21 protein-coding genes are annotated in these 23,242 nt (G+C 59.0%); 10 read left to right on the top strand and 11 right to left on the bottom strand.

Translation table 11 applies throughout. The annotated features are described in order from the left end of the window. Positions 1–16: 16 nt before the first annotated feature. From JFU47_RS11520 to metG, 6 genes are all read right to left on the bottom strand, one after another. Positions 17–604, bottom strand: a complete 588-nt coding sequence (locus JFU47_RS11520) for an Rnf-Nqr domain containing protein (RefSeq protein ID WP_201183051.1) — start codon at positions 602–604, stop codon at positions 17–19. Next, positions 597–1,208 carry an RnfABCDGE type electron transport complex subunit G gene (locus tag JFU47_RS11515; RefSeq protein WP_201183049.1) on the bottom strand — a complete coding sequence of 204 codons (612 nt, stop codon included), beginning with the start codon at positions 1,206–1,208 and terminating at the stop codon, positions 597–599. Before JFU47_RS11515 ends, JFU47_RS11520 begins: the two co-directional genes overlap by 8 nt. After that, positions 1,205–2,197, bottom strand: coding sequence for an RnfABCDGE type electron transport complex subunit D (locus JFU47_RS11510; RefSeq protein ID WP_201183047.1), 993 nt, complete (start codon positions 2,195–2,197; stop codon positions 1,205–1,207). Before JFU47_RS11510 ends, JFU47_RS11515 begins: the two co-directional genes overlap by 4 nt. Next, positions 2,184–3,194, bottom strand: a complete 1,011-nt coding sequence (gene rsxB, locus JFU47_RS11505) for an electron transport complex subunit RsxB (RefSeq protein WP_201183045.1) — start codon at positions 3,192–3,194, stop codon at positions 2,184–2,186. Before rsxB ends, JFU47_RS11510 begins: the two co-directional genes overlap by 14 nt. Next, entirely contained in the window at positions 3,191–3,760 is a 570-nt protein-coding gene (locus JFU47_RS11500) for an electron transport complex protein RnfA (RefSeq protein ID WP_201183043.1), read from the bottom strand. The genes rsxB and JFU47_RS11500 overlap by 4 nt, the downstream gene beginning before the upstream one ends. Positions 3,761–4,003: 243 nt before the next feature. Continuing rightward, entirely contained in the window at positions 4,004–6,055 is a 2,052-nt protein-coding gene (metG, locus tag JFU47_RS11495) for a methionine--tRNA ligase (RefSeq protein ID WP_123368476.1), read from the bottom strand. A gap of 330 nt (positions 6,056–6,385) precedes the next feature. On the opposite strand from metG, the gene apbC reads away from it, so the two are divergent. Further along, a complete protein-coding gene (gene apbC, locus JFU47_RS11490) occupies positions 6,386–7,480 on the top strand; it encodes an iron-sulfur cluster carrier protein ApbC (protein ID WP_201183041.1) in 1,095 nt (364 codons plus the stop codon). Positions 7,481–7,610: 130 nt separating this feature from the next. On the opposite strand, the gene JFU47_RS11485 is transcribed toward apbC, so the two are convergent. Then, entirely contained in the window at positions 7,611–8,369 is a 759-nt protein-coding gene (locus tag JFU47_RS11485; RefSeq protein WP_201183039.1) for an SDR family oxidoreductase, read from the bottom strand. Between the two features lie 166 nt (positions 8,370–8,535). On the opposite strand from JFU47_RS11485, the gene JFU47_RS11480 reads away from it, so the two are divergent. The 4 genes from JFU47_RS11480 (at position 8,536) to groL (ending at position 12,045) form a co-directional block, all read left to right on the top strand. Then, positions 8,536–9,267, top strand: coding sequence for a HugZ family pyridoxamine 5'-phosphate oxidase (locus tag JFU47_RS11480; protein ID WP_201183037.1), 732 nt, complete (start codon positions 8,536–8,538; stop codon positions 9,265–9,267). A 66-nt stretch (positions 9,268–9,333) separates the two neighbouring features. Then, positions 9,334–9,810, top strand: coding sequence for an FxsA family protein (locus JFU47_RS11475; RefSeq protein WP_123368480.1), 477 nt, complete (start codon positions 9,334–9,336; stop codon positions 9,808–9,810). A 248-nt stretch (positions 9,811–10,058) separates the two neighbouring features. Beyond that, positions 10,059–10,352 (top strand): co-chaperone GroES, encoded by a 294-nt coding sequence (locus JFU47_RS11470; protein ID WP_007948593.1) that lies wholly within the window; start codon positions 10,059–10,061, stop codon positions 10,350–10,352. A gap of 49 nt (positions 10,353–10,401) precedes the next feature. Continuing rightward, the gene (groL, locus tag JFU47_RS11465) at positions 10,402–12,045 is read left to right on the top strand and encodes a chaperonin GroEL (RefSeq protein ID WP_008155543.1); all 1,644 of its coding nucleotides are present in this window, start codon (positions 10,402–10,404) and stop codon (positions 12,043–12,045) included. A gap of 193 nt (positions 12,046–12,238) precedes the next feature. On the opposite strand, the gene JFU47_RS11460 is transcribed toward groL, so the two are convergent. Further along, complete coding sequence (locus JFU47_RS11460; RefSeq protein WP_140893496.1) at positions 12,239–12,982, bottom strand: phosphatase PAP2 family protein; 744 nt, start codon at positions 12,980–12,982, stop codon at positions 12,239–12,241. Between the two features lie 54 nt (positions 12,983–13,036). After that, positions 13,037–14,986, bottom strand: coding sequence for an LTA synthase family protein (locus JFU47_RS11455; RefSeq protein ID WP_201183035.1), 1,950 nt, complete (start codon positions 14,984–14,986; stop codon positions 13,037–13,039). A 204-nt stretch (positions 14,987–15,190) separates the two neighbouring features. On the opposite strand from JFU47_RS11455, the gene colR reads away from it, so the two are divergent. From colR to JFU47_RS11430, 5 genes are all read left to right on the top strand, one after another. After that, a complete protein-coding gene (gene colR / locus JFU47_RS11450; protein ID WP_201183034.1) occupies positions 15,191–15,874 on the top strand; it encodes a two-component system response regulator ColR in 684 nt (227 codons plus the stop codon). Further along, positions 15,864–17,147: a sensor histidine kinase gene (locus JFU47_RS11445; protein WP_201183032.1), complete on the top strand. Its 1,284-nt coding sequence runs from the start codon at positions 15,864–15,866 to the stop codon at positions 17,145–17,147. Before colR ends, JFU47_RS11445 begins: the two co-directional genes overlap by 11 nt. 153 nt (positions 17,148–17,300) lie before the next feature. Further along, positions 17,301–17,969: a class I SAM-dependent methyltransferase gene (locus JFU47_RS11440; protein WP_201185205.1), complete on the top strand. Its 669-nt coding sequence runs from the start codon at positions 17,301–17,303 to the stop codon at positions 17,967–17,969. Positions 17,970–17,973: 4 nt separating this feature from the next. Then, positions 17,974–18,687 (top strand): lipopolysaccharide kinase InaA family protein, encoded by a 714-nt coding sequence (locus tag JFU47_RS11435; protein WP_201183029.1) that lies wholly within the window; start codon positions 17,974–17,976, stop codon positions 18,685–18,687. A 2-nt stretch (positions 18,688–18,689) separates the two neighbouring features. Next, complete coding sequence (locus tag JFU47_RS11430; protein ID WP_123368486.1) at positions 18,690–18,917, top strand: hypothetical protein; 228 nt, start codon at positions 18,690–18,692, stop codon at positions 18,915–18,917. A 125-nt stretch (positions 18,918–19,042) separates the two neighbouring features. Here the strand turns inward: JFU47_RS11430 and JFU47_RS11425 are convergent, their stop codons facing one another. Both JFU47_RS11425 and JFU47_RS11420 read right to left on the bottom strand, forming a co-directional pair. Then, entirely contained in the window at positions 19,043–22,069 is a 3,027-nt protein-coding gene (locus JFU47_RS11425) for a multidrug efflux RND transporter permease subunit (RefSeq protein WP_201183027.1), read from the bottom strand. A gap of 13 nt (positions 22,070–22,082) precedes the next feature. Continuing rightward, positions 22,083–23,231 (bottom strand): efflux RND transporter periplasmic adaptor subunit, encoded by a 1,149-nt coding sequence (locus tag JFU47_RS11420; RefSeq protein WP_140676971.1) that lies wholly within the window; start codon positions 23,229–23,231, stop codon positions 22,083–22,085. Positions 23,232–23,242: the final 11 nt, after the last annotated feature.

The following is a 23,242-nucleotide window of genomic DNA, read 5'->3' as shown; positions in this document are numbered from 1 at the left end:
GTTTCCTCGAAGGCGGTCAGTGTGGGGGCGTCGAGCGGTTCCAGGCCTGATGTGCGGCGATCAGCAGTCCCAGCAGAATGAATCCGCCAGGGGCCAGGGTGGCCAGGCGCAAGCCACCGTCGGCGGTCAATGCCCAGCCTTGCCAGTCCGCTTGCGCAGTGCCAGCCAGCCATGGGAGATGGCTTCCGAATGTTCCGTTGCCGATAAATTCGCGCAGCACGCCAAGGCCCGCCATCAACGCGCCGAACAGGCCACACAGGCGCAGGCGATCACGCCAGGCGCTCTGGAAAAAACCGGTGTGTTCCAGCACAACACATTGCAAGGCAATCAATCCCGCATAGAACCCTACATGTTGGTGCCATTGCAGCGACCAGACTTGCGCGGCGAGTTCCGTGCAGCTGGTCAGTGTGGCCGCCAGCAGGACGTTGGCAAGCAAACGTGTCGCCGGGACAAGTCGGCATCGCAAGGCTCCCATGCTCACTCCAAAGACACTGATCACCACGATGAACATCAGCCACAAGCCCAGAGCGGACACCAATGAATCCGTGGCACCGATCAGCGGTGCAAGCATCAGCGAATTCTGCAGCGTCGATGACTTATTCATGAGCGCTGCTCCCGATCAACTGTTGCTGATGTTCGTCGAAATAGCGCAACGCGTCATGGATGGCATTGATGACCGCTCTCGAAGTAATGGTCGCCCCCGCCATTTGATCGAATTGCCCCTGATCCTTTTTCAAGGCCCAGCCATTGTCGGCAGGTTCGGTTCGGGACTTTCCGGAAAAAGCCTGAAGCCAGGTATTGGGCCAGTCGGCGAGTCGACCGCCCAGCCCCGGAGTTTCCGATTGCTTGAGCGTTTTTACGCCCAGCACCTTGCCGTTTGCGCCGATGGCGATCAGCAATTCGATGGAACCCTCGTAACCCAGGGTTTGGCTGCGCAGCAACACGGCGCTGGTCTGGCCTGTTTTGGTTGCCAGGTAGCCACCTAGCAGCGTGCTGTTGGCCAACCCAGTGTTTTCGAGAGCGAGTGGTTGTTCCAGCGGCTGATTGTCGTAGCTTTCAGCAGGGAGCAGGTCCAGCAGGTTACGACTGTCGATCAGGCGCTGTTCGGCCGCAATGCGCGGCGCGCTGGTGTGCTGCAGGAGGTAAGTCGCACCAATCCCCAGGCTTGCCAGCAACACCAGGATCACAACGCTCGACGCCCGGCTCATGGCGCACCCCGTTCCAGTCTCGAGGCGGCAAACCGCTCCAGCGCCGGCACACAGAGGTTCATCAACAGCACGGCAAAGGCTACGCCGTCCGGATAACCACCCCAGGTACGAATCAGGTACGTCAGCAGCCCGACGCCCGCGCCGAACAGCAGCCGCGCGCCGGGGCTTTTTGCGCCGGACACCGGTTCCGTAACGATGAAGAATGCACCCAGCATGCTCGCACCAGTGAGCAGATGAAACAGCGGCGAGCCATGGGAGTCGGAGCCCGAGCCGTTCCAGCACAGCAGGCTAATGATGAACAGGCTGGCGAGCATGCCGACTGGCGCATGCCAACTGAACACCCGTCGTTGTAACAGAAACGCGCCGCCCGCCAGAAAGGCCAGGTTGACCCATTCCATGCCTCGGCCGCCGAAATGACCGAACGCCGGGTTAGCGGCAAACAGTTCATCCATGGTCAGGCTTTTGTTGATCCGCAGGCTGTCCAGCGCCGTGGCCTGGACCCAGGCATCAGGCGTCTGACCGAGGGTGAACCCGAACACCTGCTGCAAACCGCCGATCAGATCCAGTCCATGGAATGACGGCCAGTGGGTCATCTGTTGGGGAAAGGTCACCAGCACCAGGGCGAAGCCCAGCATTGCCGGGTTGAACGGGTTCTTGCCAACGCCGCCATACAAGTGTTTGCCGAACACCATCGCGAACGCCGCGGCACAGACCGTCAGCCACCACGGGCAATAAGGCGGCAAGGCCAGCGCCAACAGCGTCGCGCTGACCAGTGCGCTGCCGTCGCTCAAGGTCGGCTTGAGCGCTCGCTTGCGCAAGCGCAACACGGCCGCTTCAACGGCCAGTGCGGTAACCCCCGTCAGAATCAGGTTGATCAACACTCCCCAGCCATACAGCCAGAAAAACACCAGCATCCCCGGCACAGTGGCCAGCAATACCAGCTTCATGGCCTGCTGAAGACGCTCGTCGACCGATTCAAGGGGCTGCATAGGCATCCACCTGACGCTCGGCTTCATTCACCGCGAGTTCCAGTGCTTCGATCTGCTCAGATGGCGCTTCGCGGGCTTGGGCTTTCTTGAGTTCGGCGCGGCGCATGGCCAACTGGATCTTTGCCCGATTCAGCTGCGCATTTTTCGCCACAGTGACGGGTGCCTCGGCTGGCGGTGCAGTACTTTCCAGTGTCGCCAACGCCTGTTCGGCAACCTCGAACTGCTGTTGCAAGACGATCAGTTGCGACTGCTGTTCGAAGGTCGGCGGATGCCCGAACGCCTTGAGTGACTTGTTCAGTTGCGCCCGACTCATCGCCAGATCGATCTTGGCCTTTTTCAACGCCGCATCGGCATTGGCTGCCTTCTGTGCGCGGACTCGCTCAAGAGCGGCCTGAACCGGGTCGAGCGTCGCTACCTCACTGTGCTGGACGGCGCGCTGGGCTCGGGCCTGACGTTCGGCGATTTTCTGTTCTTCTTCGCGATGCAGGCGAGCGTTGCGCTGTTCAAATCGGCGCCGTGCGTGATTGCGCTTGGCCGCCCGGGCGCGTTGTTCCTCAAGACTGAACGCCAGGCCGCCGACAATCGGTAGCACTGTGTCCAGCTGCAACGGCCGCATCTCGATGCAATCCACCGGGCAGGGCGCTACGCACAGGTCGCAACCGGTGCATTCATCGACGATCACCGTGTGCATCAATTTCGCCGCGCCGACAATGGCATCCACCGGGCAGGCCTGGATGCACTTGGTGCAACCAATACACTCCGCTTCACGAATATAGGCGATCTGCGCCGGGGCCGAACCGCGACTGACGTCCAGTTCCAGCACCGGCACTTTCAACAGCTCGGCCAGGGCGGCGATGGTTTCGCTGCCGCCCGGCGGGCACTTGTTGATCGGTTCGCCGCTGGCAATGCCTTCGGCGTACGGTTTGCATCCGGGGTGGCCGCACTTGCCGCATTGGGTCTGCGGCAACAGGGCGTCGATGCGTTGAATCAGACTCATGTTTTGATCAGTCCGCTGAATCCGAGAAAGGCCACTGCAATCAGTCCCGCGCCGATCAGGTCGATGGGCAGGCCGCGAAAGGGCAGGGGGATATCATTTTCGATGGTGCGTTGGCGCAAGTCGCTGAACAGGCTCAGTACCAGCCAGAATCCCAGCCCGGCACCCAGGCTCAGGGCCATGGCGTGGAAGAAGCCTTTGTCCTCCTGAGCGTTGAGCAGCGTCAGGCCGAGTACGCCAGCGTTGCCCAGCAGCAGGGGCCAGAGGCCATCGAACGCAAGCTTTGGAAGTAACCGGGAAAGCACTTTCAGCAGCGGGCCAATCAGCAGAACGCTTAATGGCAGGAAGACGAAAAGGCGCAGCGACGTCAGCTCCAGCGGGACCAGCAACCAACGGTAGACCGAGTAGCCCAGCGTGCCGACAATCAGCATCAAACATGTGGTCGCAAGGCCCAGCGCGTGGACCTGCCGATGCTCGTTGCCCAGCAGCGGATCGACGCCCAGCGGCCAATGCAACACGAGGTTGTTGATCAGGGCAGTGCTGATAAGCGTAAGAAGCAGTTCGGTCATGATCTGTCTACCTGAAGCGTCCGTATCCACACATCGTTGGGCTGCTGGGTAAATCTGTAGGAGCTGCCGCAGGCTGCGATCTTTTGACTTTGTTTTTTGAAGACAAGGTCAAAAGATCGCAGCCTCGTTTCACTCGACAGCTCCTACAAGGTGAGTCCGGAGCTGAGAGATAGTATGGGCCAGACATGAAAATCCCACAGTCGCGCCAGGCACGACTGTGGGATCGGTCCAGCGGATCGAGCCTTACTTGATGCGCTGACCTGGCTTGGCGCCGCTGTCAGGGCTGAGCAGGTAGATTTCTTCACCGCCAGGGCCGGCCGCCATCACCATGCCTTCGGAGATGCCGAACTTCATTTTCCGTGGCTTGAGGTTGGCGATCATCATGGTCAGACGACCATTGAGCTTGGACGGATCCGGATAAGCGCTCTTGATCCCGGAGAACACGTTGCGTTGCTCGTCACCGATGTCCAGGGTCAGGCGCAGCAGTTTGTCGGCGCCTTCCACGTGTTCGGCCTTGAGGATCAGCGCGACGCGCAGGTCGACAGCGGCAAAGGCATCGAACTCGATTTCCGGCGACAGCGGATCCTTGGCCAGTTCGCCATTGCCAGCAGGCGCAGCGTCGCCGGTGTCGGTAGCGCTGGCGGTCAGGTCTTCTTTCGAGGCGTCGCTCATGGCTTGCACTTTTACCGGGTCGATACGAGTCATCAACGGTTTGAACTCGTTCAGCTGATGATTGCTGAGTAAGGTGGCATGGTCGTTCCAGGTCAGCGGCGCGACGTTCAGGAACGCCTCGGCGTCGGCGGCCAGCAGTGGCAGCACCGGCTTGAGGAAGATCACCAGCTGGCGGAACAGGTTGATGCCCAGGGCGCAGATGGCCTGGACTTCGTCTTGCTTGCCTTCCTGTTTGTTCAGCGACCACGGCGCCTTGTCGGCGATCCAGGCATTGGCACGGTCGGCCAGGCCCATGATTTCGCGCATGGCACGGGCGAAGTCGCGAGCCTCGTAGGCTTCGGCGATGCTCGGCGCAGCGGCGAGGAACGCTTCGGTCAGTTCCGGCGCGGCATTGCCCGCCACCAGTACACCGGCGTTGCCTTTGTGGATGAAACCGGCGCAACGGCTGGCGATGTTGACGACTTTGCCGACCAGGTCGGAGTTGACCTTCTGCACGAAGTCTTCGAGGTTCAGGTCCAGGTCGTCGACGCCGCGGCTCAACTTGGCTGCGTAGTAGTAACGCAGGTATTCCGGCGACAGGTGGTCGAGATAGGTCCGGGCCTTGATGAAGGTGCCGCGGGACTTGGACATTTTCTGACCGTTGACGGTCAGGTAACCGTGTACGTTGATGCCGGTCGGTTTACGGAAGCCGGCGCCTTCGAGCATGGCTGGCCAGAACAGGGCGTGGAAGTTGACGATGTCCTTGCCGATGAAATGGTACAGCTCGGCGGTGGAATCCTTGCCCCAGAACGCATCGAAATCAAGTGTAGGCGTGCGGTCGCAGAGGTTCTTGAAGCTGGCCATGTAGCCGATCGGCGCGTCGAGCCAGACGTAGAAGTATTTGCCTGGCTCGTCGGGGATTTCGAAACCGAAGTACGGCGCATCGCGGGAGATGTCCCATTGTTGCAGGCCGGCGTCCAGCCATTCGGCGATTTTGTTCGCCACGGCTTCTTGCAGGGTGCCGCTGCGGGTCCAGGCTTGCAGCATTTCCTGGAAGTCCGGCAGCTTGAAGAAGAAGTGCTGGGAATCCTTGAGCACCGGGGTGGCGCCAGAGATCGCCGACTTCGGATCCTTCAGGTCGGTTGGCGCGTAGGTCGCACCGCATTTTTCGCAGTTGTCGCCGTACTGGTCTTCGGTGCCGCATTTCGGGCAGGTGCCCTTGATGAAGCGGTCGGCCAGGAACATTTTCTTTTCCGGGTCGAAGTACTGAGTGATCGAGCGCGTGGCAATGTGCCCGGCGTCGCGCAGCTTCAGGTAGATCTGGCTCGACAGCTCACGGTTTTCTTCGGCGTGAGTGGAGTGGAAGTTGTCGAAGTCCACCAGGAACTCGGCAAAGTCGGCGCTGTGTTCAGCCTGGACGTTGGCGATCAGTTGTTCCGGGGTGATGCCTTCCTTTTCCGCGCGCAGCATGATGGCCGAACCGTGGGCGTCGTCGGCGCAGACATAAATGCATTGATTGCCGCGGTGCTTCTGGAAGCGCACCCACATATCGGTCTGGATATATTCCAGCATGTGGCCAAGATGGATCGAACCATTGGCATAGGGCAGGGCGCTGGTGACGAGGATCTTGCGTGGCTCGGACATGGGGCTCGGCTACTTGATGAAACGGAGGTCGGCCACTATAAAGCGCCAGCGCATATTTTTCACCCCCGCGACCTGTATCCACGGTCCATGTAGCAGCTGGCGAAGCCTGCGTTCGGCTGCGCAGCAGTCGTGAACCCGGACAACTCGGACTACCTGAAATACCGCGGTGTCTGGTTTTACGACTGCTGCGCAGCCGAACGCAGGCTTCGCCAGCTGCTACAGGTTGCGTCTGGCCATGGGATATTTGTGACATCTTGAAAGCATGCCGTCCGGGCGACAGAACGGTTAGGATACCCGCCTGATTTTCCAGTCTTGCTATCGGAGTTGCCCATGAGCGCCGTCAATCGCGCAGCGGTGGAAGCCGTCCTTCGCCAATACACCGACCCTTACTTGAACCAGGACCCGGTCAGCGCCGGGTGCGTACGCAGCATCGACATTCAGGGTGATCGCGTCAGCGTCCAGCTGGAGCTGGGTTATGCCGCCGGCCTGTTCGAGAGTGGCTGGGCGCAGTTGCTGCAAATGGCCATTGAAGGGCTGGACGGCGTGACCGTCGCCCGCGTCGAGATCACCAGTGTCATTGCCGCGCATAAGGCTCAAGCGCAGATCCCGGGGCTGGCCAACGTCAAGAACGTGGTGGCCGTGGCGTCCGGCAAGGGCGGGGTGGGCAAATCAACCACCGCCGCCAACCTGGCTCTGGCCCTGGCCCGCGAAGGCGCCAAGGTCGGGATTCTCGACGCGGACATTTACGGACCGAGCCAAGGCATCATGTTCGGCATCCCTGAAGGCACCCGACCCAAGGTCAAGGATCAGAAGTGGTTTATTCCGATCGAGTCCCATGGTGTCGAAGTCATGTCCATGGCGTTCCTGACCGATGACAACACGCCGATGGTCTGGCGCGGGCCGATGGTTTCCGGCGCCTTGTTGCAACTGGTCACTCAAACCGCCTGGGGCGACCTGGATTACCTGGTCATCGACATGCCACCAGGCACCGGTGACATCCAGCTGACCCTGGCGCAGAAAGTCCCGGTGGCCGGCGCGGTGATCGTTACCACGCCACAAGATCTGGCATTGCTGGACGCACGCAAGGGCGTGGAGATGTTCCGCAAGGTCAACATCCCGGTGCTGGGCGTGGTGGAAAACATGGCCGTGCACATCTGCTCCAACTGCGGGCATGCCGAGCATCTGTTCGGTGAAGGTGGTGGCGTGAAGCTCGCCAACCAGTACGGCGTCGAGCTGCTGGCTTCGTTGCCGCTGGCGATGGCCATCCGCGAACAGGCCGACGGCGGCAAGCCAACGGTGATCGCCGAGCCTGACAGCCCGATTGCGATGGTTTACCAGGAACTGGCCCGCCATGTCGGCGCGCGGATCGTGTTGCAGGAAGCGGTTTCGCCCGCGATGCCGAACATCACCATCAGCGACGATTGATTCACTGAAGAAATACAATCCCCTGTGGGAGCGAGCCTGCTCGCGATAGCGGTGTAACAGTCACCATCAATGGTGAATGATATGCCCTCATCGCGAGCAGGCTCGCTCCCACATTTGTTTTGTGTTGACCCTAGATCCGCAACCCGCCATCCAACTCCAGAATCCGACCGGAGAAGTAGTCGTTCTCGAAGATGTAGGCCGCCGAATGGGCGATCTCTTCAATCTTGCCCATGCGTTTGAGCGGAATCGCGGACGTTATCTTCTCCAGCGCCTCAGGCTTCATGCTCAGCGTCATTTCGGTTTCGATAAAACCCGGTGCAATGGCTGCCACACGAATACCGTAGCGTGCCAATTCCTTCGCCCAGGTCACGGTCATCGCGGCGACACCGGCCTTGGCGGCGGAGTAGTTGGTCTGGCCGGCGTTGCCAGCACGGGAGATCGACGAGATATTAATGATCGTGCCGCTGTTGTTCAGCTCGATCATTTTGGCCGCGACTTCACGGGTGCACAGGAATACGCCGGTCAGATTGACGTCGATGACCGACTGCCACTGAGCCAGGCTCATCTTGGTCATCTCGCCGTCCTTGACCTTGATGAGCAAGCCATCGCGCAGGATCCCGGCGTTGTTGATCAGGCCATGAATCGCACCGAAGTCTTCGGCCACCTGGGCGGCCATATGAGTCACTTGCTCTTCATTGGCGACATTGCACAGATAAGCGCGAGCCTCGACGCCTTTAGCCTTGCAAGCGGCGACGGCGTCGTCGAGCTTTTCCTGGTTCAGGTCCACCAGCGCCAGCTTCGCGCCTTTACCGGCGAAATACTCGGCCATGGAACGGCCTAAACCCTGGCAACCGCCGGTGATAATGATTACTTTGTCAGTGAGTTGCATTCGCATGCCCCAATAGCAGGTCAAAGGAGTGGTTTCCTTTTAGAGAGTAGCCTCTCGATCTGCACCTGATGGCCTGGCTGCACATGAGAACTGCCCCGATGGCGTACTGGAACTTATCCCCAGGCGCCTGTCCGTTTTTTGACGGATTCTAATAAGGAGTCATAAATTGAGCGTTGAAGCGGCCAAGAATGCCCGAGAATTGCTTCTCAAGGAATACCGTGGAGTGCTCTCGACACACTCCAAGGCGATGCCCGGTTTCCCGTTTGGCTCCGTGGTTCCGTACTGTCTGGACGAACAGGGCTGGCCGCTGATCCTTATCAGCCGTATCGCCCAGCACACCCACAACCTGCAGAAAGATCCAAAATGCTCACTGTTTGTGGGTGAGCGCGGGGCTGAAGATGTGCAAGCCGTTGGTCGGCTGACCTACCTCGCCGAAGCAGAAAAGCTCGAAAACGAGGCCGCCATCGAAGCGGCAGCTGAGCGTTACTACCGCTATTTCCCGGATTCGCAGAGCTACCACAAGGCCCACGATTTCGATTTCTGGGTGCTCAAACCGGTACGTCACCGTTACATCGGCGGCTTCGGTGCGATTCACTGGGTCGATCAGTTAACACTGGCCAACCCGTTCGCCGGAAAAGCCGAAGCGAGCATGGTCGAGCACATGAATGCCGATCACGCCAAAGCCATCGCCCACTACGTCGAACTGGCGGGCCTGCCGAAAACCGAGCTGGCGCAACTGGCGGGTATCGACACCGAAGGCATGCACCTGCGCATTGGCCAGGGGCTCTATTGGTTGCCGTTTCAAGCGCCGTGTAATACGCCGACACAAGTGCGCGAAGCCTTGGTTTTCCTGGCTCACGCCGAACATTGGCCGAAAAATGAAGTGGCCGACGCTTGAATTCACGAATCGGCGACGTCATCTAGGGAAGACTGGCAAGGCATTCTTGCGTTGAGGAACCATTTGATGCGCCCTTTTTTATTGCTCTTTGTACTGTTTCCGGTGTTGGAGCTGTTCGTATTCGTCAAGGTCAGCGGGGCGATCGGGTTTTTCCCGGCCCTGCTGCTGGTCATTCTCGGCTCGATGCTCGGCGTGTTCGTGCTGCGTATCGCTGGTCTGGCAACCGCATTGCGTGCTCGTGAAAGCCTGAACCGCGGCGAGCTGCCGGCCCAGACCATGCTCGAAGGTTTGATGCTGGCACTGGCGGGTGGTCTGTTGATCCTGCCGGGCTTCGTCACTGACGCGCTGGGTCTGATCATGTTGCTGCCGATCTCTCGTCGACTGTTGGCCAATAAAATGCGCCAGCGTGCCGAAGAGGCGGCAATCCGTCAGCGTGCATTCGCCGACGACCTTCAGCCACGTGGCGGCCCTGCGACCCGCGAGCCGCTGGGCCGTGAGCCCAACGTGATCGAAGGCGAATTCGAACACCGCGATACCAAGTAATCCACACCACCGGCACGGCACCTTCGGGTGCCGTGTTCGTTTGTGGGGCAGCAACCTGAAAAAATTTGCTTCCTCGCCCTTGTAATAAGCTTATGCGCCCTTATGTAACGGTCACCGCAAGGTTTCTGGCGATTACGCCAGACAGACTTCCGCGGTTCGCTCGACGAACCGCACCCGGCATCGCCGGATTTGTTAAACCCGCCGGGAATACACCGGCCGATGAAAACCACAATTAGGAGAGATCGACAATGAAGCTTCGTCCTCTGCATGACCGCGTCGTCGTCCGTCGCAGCGAAGAAGAAAAGAAAACCGCTGGCGGTATCGTCCTGCCAGGTTCGGCTGCTGAAAAGCCAAACCAGGGCGAAGTCCTCGCTGTAGGCCCGGGCAAAGTCCTGGACAACGGTGAAGTGCGTGCGCTGTCCGTGAAAGTGGGTGACAAGGTTGTGTTCGGCCCTTACTCCGGCAGCAACACTGTGAAAGTTGACGGCGAAGATCTGCTGGTCATCGGCGAGAGCGAAATCCTCGCTGTTGTCGAAGGCTGATTCCCCGCTCATTTTCCCGCTACTACAAAGTATTTAAGGAATATCGATCATGGCTGCTAAAGAAGTTAAATTCGGCGATTCCGCCCGCAAGAAAATGCTCGCCGGTGTCAACGTCCTGGCTGACGCAGTAAAAGCGACCCTGGGCCCTAAAGGCCGTAACGTGATCATCGAGAAGAGCTTCGGCGCTCCGACCATCACCAAGGACGGCGTGTCCGTTGCCAAAGAAATCGAGCTGAAAGATCGCTTCGAAAACATGGGCGCGCAGCTGGTCAAAGACGTTGCCTCCCGTGCCAACGATGACGCAGGCGACGGCACCACCACCGCTACCGTTCTGGCTCAATCGATCGTCAACGAAGGCCTGAAAGCCGTCGCTGCCGGCATGAACCCGATGGACCTGAAGCGCGGTATCGACAAAGCGACCATCGCTATCGTCAAAGAGCTGAAAGCCCTGTCCAAGCCTTGCGCTGACACCAAGGCCATCGCTCAGGTCGGCACCATCTCGGCCAACTCCGACAGCTCCATCGGCGACATCATTGCCGAAGCCATGGAAAAAGTCGGTAAAGAAGGCGTGATCACCGTTGAAGAAGGCTCGGGCCTGGAAAACGAACTGTCGGTTGTTGAAGGCATGCAGTTCGACCGTGGCTACCTGTCCCCGTACTTCGTCAACAAGCCAGAGACCATGACTGCCGAGCTGGACGGTCCGCTGATCCTGCTGGTCGACAAAAAGATCTCGAACATCCGCGAAATGCTGCCAGTTCTGGAAGCCGTTGCCAAAGCCGGCCGTCCACTGCTGATCGTGGCCGAAGACGTTGAAGGCGAAGCCCTGGCGACTCTGGTTGTGAACAACATGCGCGGCATCGTTAAAGTCGCAGCCGTCAAGGCGCCAGGCTTCGGCGACCGTCGCAAGGCCATGCTGCAGGACATCGCTGTTCTGACTGGCGGTACCGTTATCTCCGAAGAGATCGGTCTGAGCCTGGAAAGCACTACCCTGGAACACCTGGGTAATGCCAAGCGCGTGATCCTGTCCAAAGAAAACACCACCGTGATCGACGGTGCCGGCGTTGAGGCTGACATCCAGGCTCGCGTTCTGCAGATCCGTCAGCAAGTGGCTGACACTTCGTCCGACTACGACCGTGAAAAACTGCAAGAGCGTCTGGCCAAACTGTCCGGCGGCGTTGCAGTGATCAAGGTTGGCGCTGGTTCCGAAGTTGAAATGAAAGAGAAGAAAGCTCGCGTTGAAGACGCCCTGCACGCTACCCGTGCAGCCGTTGAAGAAGGCGTGGTACCTGGCGGCGGCGTGGCACTGGTTCGCGCTCTGCAGGCTATCTCCGAGCTGAAAGGCGACAACGATGACCAGAACGTTGGCATCCAGTTGCTGCGTCGCGCTGTTGAAGCGCCACTGCGTCAGATCGTTGCCAACTCCGGCGACGAGCCAAGCGTAGTGGTCGACAAGGTCAAGCAGGGTTCGGGTAACTACGGTTACAACGCTGCTACCGGCGAATACGGCGACATGATCGAAATGGGTATCCTGGACCCGGCTAAAGTGACTCGTTCGGCTCTGCAAGCGGCTTCGTCGATTGCCAGCCTGATGATCACCACCGAAGCCATGATCGCTGAGATCAAGGAAGACGGTCCAGCTGGCGGCGGCATGCCAGACATGGGCGGTATGGGCGGCATGGGCGGCATGATGTAAGCCAGCCTTACCCCTATAAAAAAACCCCGCCTGCGCTAAGCAGGCGGGGTTTTTTATTGCCCGGATTTCGAGGGTCACCTCGGTCCATTGTGGGAGCGAGCCTGCTCGCGAAAGCGGTGTAACAGTCGCCAGAAATGTTGAATGTTATGGCCCCTTCGCGAGCAGGCTCACTCCCACATTTTTTTATCGGTGTTCAGGCGCTGACAGGTTCTGCCTTGGTCACCCGATCAGCCTTGGAAGCTGGCCGATACAGGATGTAGTAATACGACCCCAGACAAATCAGCCAGCAGAAAATCGCCGTCCACACATTGTGCGAAAAGAAGTGCGCGCCCTGCATCATCCGGCTGATGGAAAACACCGTGCCCAACGCGAAAGCAAACACAAACGCCTTGCGTGCCAGACGCGGACGACGATCGCGCAAGACAAAGAACAGCGCAAACAGTGTGAAACCGGTCGCCGCATGGCCGCCTGGCCAGCAACGGCCGGGTTTATCTGTGTGCGGGCGAGGGCTGAGCAGTTCGCTATAGGTTTCGTGACCGCCAAACTGCTCAAGGCTCCACGGGCATTGAACGGCTGTCACTGCTTTGACTGGGGTGACAAAGGATGTAGCCAGAGCCAAAGACAGCACCAGGCAGCCCAGTTCCCGTTTGATCGGTTTGAGCCTGTCCATGAAAAAGGAGGCGATGAAACCGAAGATGGCCAACACCGAGAAGGCGATGACCACTTGCTTGGCACGGTCATGCAGGATGTCTTCCAGGAAGTAACTGTGCCGCCCGATGAAATCACCCGCGACCGGGTCATACAATAGTTTGGCAAGGTCCATGTCCAGGGACGTGAGTTCGAGCAACACCAGAGTGATCGCCGCGATGGCGGGAACGCCCAGGCACACCCAGAAATTGAGCGGGCGGGAGGCGGGACGGACAGCAATTGATGACATGGTGGATCCTGAACAAAGGAAAAAGCCCCGGGGCATCAGCCCGGGGCGATTCGATTAATGTGCGCTGACTTGGCCTGTGCCCTCCATGGGCGTCTTCCAGCCAAGCAGCTGTTGCTTGAAGCCATAACTGGCGGTTTGGTAATAGGTAATAGCACGGACAATCAATGGGTCGCTGGCGGTGGCCCGGGATTCGCGGCTCTCGGTCAGCGCGTCATCATGGCGCCGCAGCCCTTGGCGAGGGCTCAGGATCGCCAAATTCTTGCCGTCGAACAAGCCCAGATGCTGGTAATTGCCAACGACCACGCGAGGCGGCAGTGGATTGTCCTGCAGCAAGTTGCGGCCAAAGAAGGTCGATTGATAATCCAGGTTCAGCAAACCCAGCAAGGTTGGCGCCAGGTCGATCTGGCTGGCCAGTTGCGCGGTTTCCCGTGCATCGATCAGCTTCGGTGCATAGATGAACAGCGGAATCTGATAGTTGCTGATCGGCAAGTCTTCCATGCCGGCGCTGCCGGCCGTGTGGTCGGCGACGAAGACGAAGATTGTATTGTCAAACCACGGCTTTTGGCGCGCCTGATCGAGGAACTGACCAATGGCATAGTCGGTGTACTTCACCGCACCGTCACGACCGTTGCCGGACTTGATGTCAATCCGGTTGTCGGGGTAGGTATAAGGACGATGGTTGGAGGTGGTCATCACTTGCAGCAGAAACGGCTGCTGTTTCGCGTAGTCAGCGTCGGCCAGTTTGAGGGTCTGCTTGTAGAGATCTTCGTCAGCCATGCCCCAGGCATTTTTGAAGTGGATTTCTGATTCCTCAACGCTGGTCTGGTCCACCACACGGTAACCGTTGCCACTGAAAAACGCGTTCATATTGTCGAAGTAACCGCGTCCGCCATAGACGAACACGCTGTCGTAACCCACGGCGGTGAGTTGCTGGCCGAGGCTGGCGAAACCGCTTTCACGCCCCACACGCTTGACGATCGAACGCCCCGGGGTTGGCGGGATCGCCAGGGTAATGGCCTCAAGGCCGCGATCGGTGCGGGTGCCGGTGGCGTAGAAGTTATTGAAGTACAGGCTCTGCTTGCGCAAGGCATCGAGATTGGGGGTCAGGTTGCGGGCGTCGCCGTTACTGCCCATGTACTTGGCGCTGAAGCTTTCAATCGTCACCAGCACTATGTTGGGTTTGCGCGCAGTGCCCGGGTTGTCGATCATCCGGCGAATGTCCTGCGGGTCCTCGCCGATGAACCGCGCGTTGGGCTCACTCAGTTCGGCACGAATCTGCTGAGCAACGATTGCCGGTGGCAGGCTGCTGTAGAACTGCGGGTAATCCAGTTCGTTGTTACGGAATGCAGCGAAGAACTGATAGGGCCCATTGCTCGCCAATTCGTTCTGATAGGCGTTACCGCCCTGGGCGCGCGGCGAATCCTGACTGAGCAGTTGCAAGCTCAGCCCCGCGACAATCAACAGGCCCAGCGCATTCAGCAGGCGCCCGCGCAGTGGCGGCAACGGTGCGTCCAGCGCAGCATTGAAAGGTTTGCGCAACGCAAAGCTCAAGGCGACGGCCAACACGGCAAGGATGCTCAGCAGCGTACCGATCGGATAAGACTCCAACAGGTTGTTCAACACCTCGTCGGAATACACCAGGTAATCGACAGCGATGAAGTTGAAGCGCACACCGAACTCATCCCAGAACAGCCACTCGGCTACCGCGGTGAACAACATGGCGAACAGGCTGACGGTCAGCAGTCCCTGAAGGAACCAGCGGTGCCCGCGGCGACGCCACAAGGCCGGTGGGCAGAGCAGCAAGTAGAGGCCCATCGGCAGCGCTGCGTAGACAATGAAGCCCAGGTCGTAAAGCAGGCCGATGCCAAACACCGACAGAAATCCGCTACCGGCCTCATCCAGATGGGTGAGCAGCAAAACCATGCGGGTCAGCAAGAAAATGACCAGCCATGTGCCGGTCACGAGCAGGAGAAAGCGCATTGGCGCAGTCTTGAAGAAGTCCATTGTGTGTGCATTCCTTAACAACAATTGCTTGGGATTCTCGCACCGCCACTGTAGTCGGCTTGTGAATCGATAGTGAAAAACATGTTAACGCCATAATGTGGTTGAGCGAATCGATTCCTAGGCCCGTAACCCTAGCCCTCAGCCACACTTGGCCTTAAGCTGCGCGGGCCAAGACGGCCGTTACTGTGTACGCAGGAGAGACCCATGCGAATTCTATTGGTTGAAGACAACCGCGATATCCTGGCCAATCTGGCCGATTACCTGGGGCTCAAGGGTTATACCGTGGATTGCGCGCAGGACGGTTTATCAGGCTTGCACCTGGCGGCCACCGAGCATTACGACTTGATCGTGCTCGACATCATGTTGCCTGGCATCGACGGTTACACCCTGTGCAAACGTCTGCGTGAAGACGCGCGCCGCGACACGCCGGTGATCATGCTCACCGCTCGCGATCAATTGGACGACCGGCTGCAAGGCTTCAAATCCGGCGCCGATGACTACCTGATCAAACCCTTTGCGCTATCTGAATTGGCGGCGCGCATCGAGGCGGTCATGCGTCGCGCCCAGGGGGGCGGCCGTCGCACCTTGCAGGTCAGCGATCTGATCTACGACCTCGATACCCTGGAAGTGACCCGCGAAGGTCGTCTGCTGAAACTCAACCCGGTGGGACTGAAGTTGCTGGCCGTGCTGATGCAAAAAAGTCCTCATGTACTGCGCCGCGAAATTCTCGAAGAGGCGCTGTGGGGTGATGACTGCCCGGACAGCGACAGCCTGCGCAGCCACGTCCATCAGTTGCGCCAGGTGATCGACAAGCCTTTCGACAAACCGTTGCTGCAAACCGTGCACGGTGTGGGTTATCGCTTGGCCGAGGGCCGTGATGGAGTTTAAGCAGAGCCTTGCTCAACGGATCATCATCGCCTTTGCGCTGATGAGCGCATTGGTCGCGGGAGCCTTTGCCATGGGCATTGTGGCGACTGTGCACCTGGTGGAAGAAAAACTGATTTCGGCAGGTCTGGGGGGAGATTTACAACGGCTGTTGCTGATGGACAGTGTCATGGACTGGAACCATCGTCCTGAGCCGGACCAACTGTTCTATTTCAGCGGCGGGCCGGGCGATTTTCAGTTACCCAAGGATCTGCGACATCTGGACCCGGGTTTTCACGAAGTGTTTCGTGAGCAGTTGTCGTATCACGCGATGGTCGAAATCGTCGACGGCCGGCGTTACGTGCTGTTGCAAGATCAAAGTGATTTCGAAGAGCGCGAGCGGGTGCTGTTTGCCGTGGTGCTGGTGGGCTTCATCCTGAGCCTGGCATTGGCGGTGTTTCTCGGATGGGTATTGGCTCGCAAAGTGATGGCGCCCGTGGTGCGGCTGGCCCGCCAGGTCCGTCACCGTGATCAATTGTTAGGTCTGGCGCCACCACTGGCGCCGGATTACGCCGCCGATGAGGTCGGTGAGTTGGCCGTGGCCTTCGATGCCACCCTTGGGCGCTTGCGCCAGGCGTTGACCCGCGAACGGTTGTTCACCAGTGACGTCAGCCACGAACTGCGCACGCCATTGATGGTGCTGGCCAGTTCCTGCGAGCTGCTGCTGGAAAACCCCGGCATCGATCAGCGTGGTCGTGCTCAGGTCGAGCGAATCGCCCGCGCCTGTGAAGAGATGCGCGAGCTGGTGCAAACCTTTCTGATGTTGGCCCGCAAACAACGTGAAGACGCCAGCATGTCGCCCCAGCAAACCCTGAACCAGGTCGCCGATGGACTGCTCAATCTGTGGCGCGAGCCGATCGAGTCCAAGGGATTGACGCTGATCTTTGAACCGGGCAATCCGGCAAACTCCTGCTACAACGCAACCCTTCTGCACGCGGTCATGGGCAACCTGCTGCGTAATGCGCTGCATTACACCGAGCACGGGTTTATTCGCCTGACGCTGACCGCCACCGGTTTCATCGTCGAAGACAGTGGGGTGGGTATTCCCGAGGAAAAACGCGAGGCGATGTTCGAGCCCTTCGTGCGGGGCAGCGAGAAGCGCGGCGAAGGCCTGGGCCTGGGGCTTTCGCTGGTGCAACGGATCTGTGAAAACCAGGGTTGGAGCGTCAGCCTGACGAACATGGAGCCCAATGGTTGTCGTTTTCAGGTGGAGTTGTTTACGTCGGATGTGAGTTGATCGGTCGCAACGGCCCAGAGCCATCGTTGCCTCCCTGCAAAAGCTCGAAATAATTCGGGGTTTTACATGACATTTTTTTCACAACGGCATGACCTGACGCTGACACGGCGCTACCTATCGTGGGAGCCATCAGCAGCTCAGGAAACCTTGATGATGGACGGCCCGATCAAACTGGATTTTTCCGAAAAATACGACGATCAACACGCTCAACAATACCTGCGCAAACACAAGGATGGCCTTGGCCGCCGCCTGTCCCACTGGCGTGACGAGCAACTGGCGCGCAAGGCGTTGGCACTGGCTGGTGAGCCGGGGCTGATCCTCGATTTGCCCTGCGGTGCGGGGCGCTTTTGGCCATTGCTGGCGGAAAAAACCAATCGTGCGATCATTGGGGCCGACAACTCTGAATCCATGCTGAAGGTTGCCATGCAGGCGCAACCTGCCGCGGTAGTGAAACGGGTACAACCCTTGCACACTTCTGCATTCGACATTGCCTTGCCTGATAACGCCGTCGACAGCATTTTCTGCATGCGTTTGCTCCATCACATCGGTGAAGCCGAGCATCGACTGGCTATTTTGCGTGAATTCGAGCGCGTCACGCGTGATAGCGTGATCCTTTCTGTGTGGGTGGACGGCAATTTCAAAGCGTGGAAACGCAAGCGCGCCGAGAAAACCCGTGGGCAGGAAGGTTACCAAAATCGATTTGTGTTACCGGCTGCTACGGTTGAAAAGGAATTCGAGCAGGCGGGTTTTCATATTCAGGAACAACTCGACTTTTTACCGCTCTATGCCATGTGGCGGGTCTACGTATTACGCAAGAGGTAACAGAATGGCAGTGCAATGTGCAGCAGAAACGGAAGTCGCTCCTCAGGACCGCTTCGATTATTTTTGGAATCAGCGCGGTGAGTGGGTAGAAGAACCCAACGTCCGTCGCGGTGGAGAAAGCGGCGTGCAGCGCGTCGTGAGCAGCAATGGACAGCTGCTTTACGTTAAACGTCAGACCGGGCATATCCATCGCAGCTTGCTGCACCCGTTCGGTCGGCCCACGGTGTTGCGCGAGCGCGATGCGCTCATCGGCCTGAAACTGCTCGACGTTCTCGTTCCGGAAATCGTTTTCTGCGGTGCACAGCGTGATCCGGTGCATAAATGGCGCGCATTGCTGATCACCAAGTCGCTGGACGGCTTCGAGGAAATCGAACACTGGTACGCTGGCGGCGGTCGCGAGCATCACGGTGAGGCTGTGCATGATCGAGTGTTGAAGGAACTGGCCGAGAGCCTGGCCCGGATGCACAAGGGCTGCTGGCAGCATGGCTGCCTCTACTTCAAGCACGTATTCGTGCGCATCACCGGCGAAGGCGAGGCTGCCAAGGTTGAAGTGGCCTTGATCGATCTGGAGAAAGGCCGGCAGCGTTGGACCTCCCGGCAAGCGGCGATTCATGACATGAAGCAACTGCGTCGCCACTCGTCGTTCAGCACGACGGACTGGCAGAAACTCGTCTACTTTTATAAGACGGCGTTTGGCAGCGCTATCAAGGGTTTATAGCAATGAAACTCGAAATTGCACGAGGTGTATTTTTAATAGGAGCCTTGGCAGTTGCTTCACTCGCGGTGGCGGCTTGGGAGCAGCCCCGCACGCAAGTCCTCAGTTCAGTGAACGGCGGCGCACACTGTCCATTGCCACGTGTTGCGAAGGCATCCGTGGCATCCCAACCCGATCATGATTTTTTGCTGTTCATGTTCGGACTTTCTCAAGGATTGAGGCCACAAAGTTGAACAGATTGAAGCCCAAATAAAAGGCCTCGCTAATGCGAGGCCTTTTTTATTCCCGTTGACCAAGGTCGTACATTAACCATTGTGGGAGCGAGCCTGCTCGCTCCCACAGGGTTGTGCTGCATTCCCTAGGGTTTATCGGGTTTCGCCAAAAGCGTGTACACGCACGGCAGCACAAACAACGTAAACAACGTCCCGATCGACATCCCTGTGGCGATCACCATGCCAATGTCGAACCGGCTGACGGCGCCCGCCCCCGTGGCGATGATCAACGGCACCATACCGAACACCATCGCAGCAGTGGTCATCAACACCGGACGCAGACGAATGGCCGCTGCTTCCTCCACGGCTTCGCGCGGCGTCAGGCCTTTGTCCTTGCGTAACTGGTTGGCAAATTCGACGATCAGGATTCCGTGTTTGCTGATCAGCCCGATCAACGTCACCAGACCGACCTGGGTGTAAATGTTCATGCTCGACCAGCCCAGGAACAGCGGGATCAGCGCACCACAGATCGACAAAGGCACGGTCACCAGAATCACCAGCGGATCGCGGAAGCTTTCGAACTGGGCCGCCAGTACCAGGAAAATGATCGCCAGCGCCAGGGCGAAGGTGGCCCACAGCGCACTGCCTTCCTGGACGTATTGCCGTGATGCGCCGGCATAGTCGAAGGCATAACCCACCGGTGCCTCTTCCCGAGCGATCTGGCGCACAGTGTCGATCGCTTCTCCCATGCTGACCAGCGGCACCCCGGACAGGATGGCCGAGTTGAGTTGCTGGAACTGGTTCAACTGCCGTGGACGCGCCCGGTCGGTCACGGTGATCAGGGTCGACAGGGCCAGCAGTTGGCCTTGGGTGTTCTTGACGTAATAGTTATTCAGCCAGTCGGGGTTATCCCGGAAGGGCCGTTCGACCTGCGCGATGACTTTGTAGCTGCGACCTTCAATGGTGAAGCGGTTGATCTCCGCCTCACCCAGCAACGTCGCGAGCGTCCCGCCCAGGTCCTGCATGGAAACACCCATCTGTGCGGCCTTGGCGCGATCGATATCCACCACCACTTCAGGCTTGTCGAACGCCAGGTCGAGGTCGACGAAGGCGAATTTGCCGGACTCCATTGCCCTTTTTTTGACTCGGTCGGCCACTTGCAGCAGCGAGTCGTAATCGTTGGCGGAGTTGATGACGAACTGAAACGGCAGCCCCTCGCCGGTACCAGGCAGGGAAGGCAGGTTGAAGCCGAAGATCTGCAGCCCGGAAATGCTCTCCAGTTTGCGCTGGACCTCGGGGAGGATCGCCATCTGAGTGCGGCTGCGTTCGTTCCACGGTTTGAGCAGGAAGCCGCCGATCCCCGATTGCACGCCGTTGAAGCCATTGATCTGGAACGACGAGTAGTACTCGGGAAACGTCTTGAAGATCGTGACGAACTCGTCGGTGTACGCGCTCAGGTAGTCGAGGTTGGCCGGTTGCGGGGCGCTGGCTATCATGAAAATGATGCCCTGGTCCTCGTCCGGCGCCAGTTCCGACTTGGTGAACTTGAGCAGCACCGGAATCAGGCACAGCACGATCACCGCGAACACCAGCACCACCGGCCGGGTATTGAGGGTGCCATGAAGCATGCTTTGGTAGCGGCGCTTGAGGCCTTCGAATATCCGATCCAGGCGATGGGCCAGGCCGCTGGGATTTTCGTCGTGGCGCAGCAATAAGGCGCACATCATCGGCGACAGGGTCAGGGCGACGATACCGGAAATCACCACCGCGCCGGCCAGGGTCAGGGCGAACTCCTTGAACAGCGCCCCCGTGAGTCCCGTCAGGAAACCGATCGGCGCATAGACCGCCGCCAGCGTGATGGTCATCGAGACCACCGGCATGGCGATTTCCCGGGCGCCTTCGATGGCTGCATCCAGCGGCGTCTTGCCTTCTTCGATGTGCCGGTGGATGTTTTCAACCACCACAATGGCGTCGTCCACCACCAGGCCGATGGCCAAAACCATCGCCAACAACGTCAGCAGATTGATCGAGTAGCCCATCATCTGCATGAAGAACATCACGCCGATCATCGACAGCGGGATGGTGACTACCGGGATCACCACCGAACGCAGCGCGCCGAGGAACAGGAACACCACCACGATCACGATCAGCACCGCCTCGAACAAGGTTTTGATCACCTCGTTGATCGAGGCCTGGATAAACAGCGTGGCGTCGTAGGCGATTTCACCTTTGAGGTTCGGCGGCAGCTGGGCTTCCAGGTCCGGCATGATCTTGCGCACTTCCTTGATCACGTCCAGCGGGTTGGCGCCGGGCGTGGCCTTGATGCCGATGTACACCGAAGGGGTGCCGCCGAAGGAGCTGATCGAATTGTAGTTTTCCGCACCCATTTCAACCCGCGCCACATCGCTGAGCAGCACGCGACTGTCGCCCTCGACCTTGAGCGGAATCGCGGCAAAGGCTTCGGCGGATTTGAGCTCGGTATTGGCGTTGATGCTGGTGACGACGTACTCGCCTTTCACTTCGCCGGCGGCGGAGAGGAAGTTGTATTTGCGCACGGCATCGGTCACGTCGCTGGCACTCAGGCCGAAACCGGCGAGCTTGACCGGGTCCAGCCACAGACGCATGGCAAATACCTGGTTGCCGAGAATCTCGGCTTCGGCCATGCCCGGCAGGGTCGCCAGTTTCGGCTGGATGACCCGCGACAGGTAGTCGGTAATCTGCGGGTTGCTCAGTTCCTTGCTGAAGAAGCTGATGTACATCAGTGCCGAGGCGTCGGCAGCTTCCTTGCTCAGCACCGGGTCTTCGGCGTCCTGAGGCAGTTGGTTCTTCACCTCGTTGGCTTTGGCCAGCAGTTCGGTGAACAACCGGTCGCTGTTGGAGCCGATGCGCGCGTAGATCGAGATCACCGAGAAGTTCTGGCGACTGACCGAGGTCATGTAGTCGATACCTTCGGCACTGGCCAGACTTTGCTGCATCGGTTGGGTGATGTAGCCCTGAATGGTTTCGGCGTTGGCCCCGGGATAAGCGGTGGTCACCGTGATCAGGGCGTTTTCCATTTGTGGATATTGGCGCAGCGGCAACTTGCTCCAGGCCTGGAAGCCCAGCAGCACAATCAACAGGCTGACCACGGTGGCGAGCACCGGGCGACGGATGAACGGGTCGGTAAAAGCCATGGGGATTCCTTGATCAGTCCGCGCGCGGCGGGCTGTTCTTCTCGGCTAAGGTCTTGTCGTCGCTGATCGCAATGTGTGCGCCGTTGTCCAGTTTGATCTGGCCGGCCGTGACCACTTTTTCGCCGTTCTGCACACCTTTTGTGATCATCACTTGCCCATCGCGGCGCTCACCGGTTTCGATGAAACGCCGTTCGGCGATCAGGATCGGTTGGCCCTTGTCGTCTTTTTCCAGGCTGCCGTCTTCGGCTTTTTTCTGCGCAACGACATAGACCGAGTTGCCGTACAGCGTGTAAGTAATCGCGCTTTCCGGCACGACGATGCGCGGCTGCGGGTCGGGCAACAACACTTGCAGGCTGGCGAACATCCCCGGCAGCAGTTTGCCGTCGGGGTTGGCCAAGGTCGCGCGGACCTGGACATTGCGCGTGCTGTTTTCGACTTTCGGGTTGATCGCGCTGATGGTGCCGGGGAAGGTTTGTGTCGGGTAGGCCGCGACAATGATCTGCACCGGTTGGCCGAGGGCGATTTTCGGTACCGACTGCTCGGGCACGAAGAAGTCTACATAGAGGCTGCTGAGGTCTTGCAGGGTGGCGATCATGGTGCCGCTGGCGAGATAGTCACCGATGTCCACCTGACGAATACCGATGGTCCCGCTGAACGGTGCGAGCAAGCGTTTTTTGGCCAGCGCCGCTTTGAGCTGATTCACCGTGGCCCGGCTCTTTTTCAACACCGCCGAGAGCCGGTCGAATTCGCCTTTGGAAATGGCCTGGCTGCCCACCAGTTGACTGCCGCGACCGTAATCGAGCTGCGCCAGCCCCAGGTCGGCCTGAGCGGTTTCGAGCAGGGCGGTCTCTACCACGCTATCAAGCAGAAGCAGTGGTTGGCCGACCTTGACCTTCTGCCCTGACTCGAACTGCAAATCGATGACGGTGCCGTCGGTCTCCAGGCTCAGGTCCACGCCTTGCAGCGCCTTGAGCGTGCCGACGGTAGGCAGGCGTGCTTGCCACGGCCGTTCGGTGGCCGTGGCCACGGCGACACTGATCGCCGGTTTCGGCGCAGCAAAACCCTGAATCATCGTATAGATGGAGAAGGCTTTGTAACCGGCCAGGACCAGCACGATCAGCAAAACAACACCCAACATGATCAGCATGCGGCGACGCAGCATATTTCCACTTC

Origin of the sequence: Pseudomonas sp. TH39(2020) (assembly GCF_016650715.1) — a bacterium.
GTDB classification, from domain to species: domain Bacteria; phylum Pseudomonadota; class Gammaproteobacteria; order Pseudomonadales; family Pseudomonadaceae; genus Aquipseudomonas; species Aquipseudomonas mandelii_C.
Note: the sequence above shows the minus strand (reverse complement) of the source record. Positions and strands in the feature narration are given on the sequence as shown.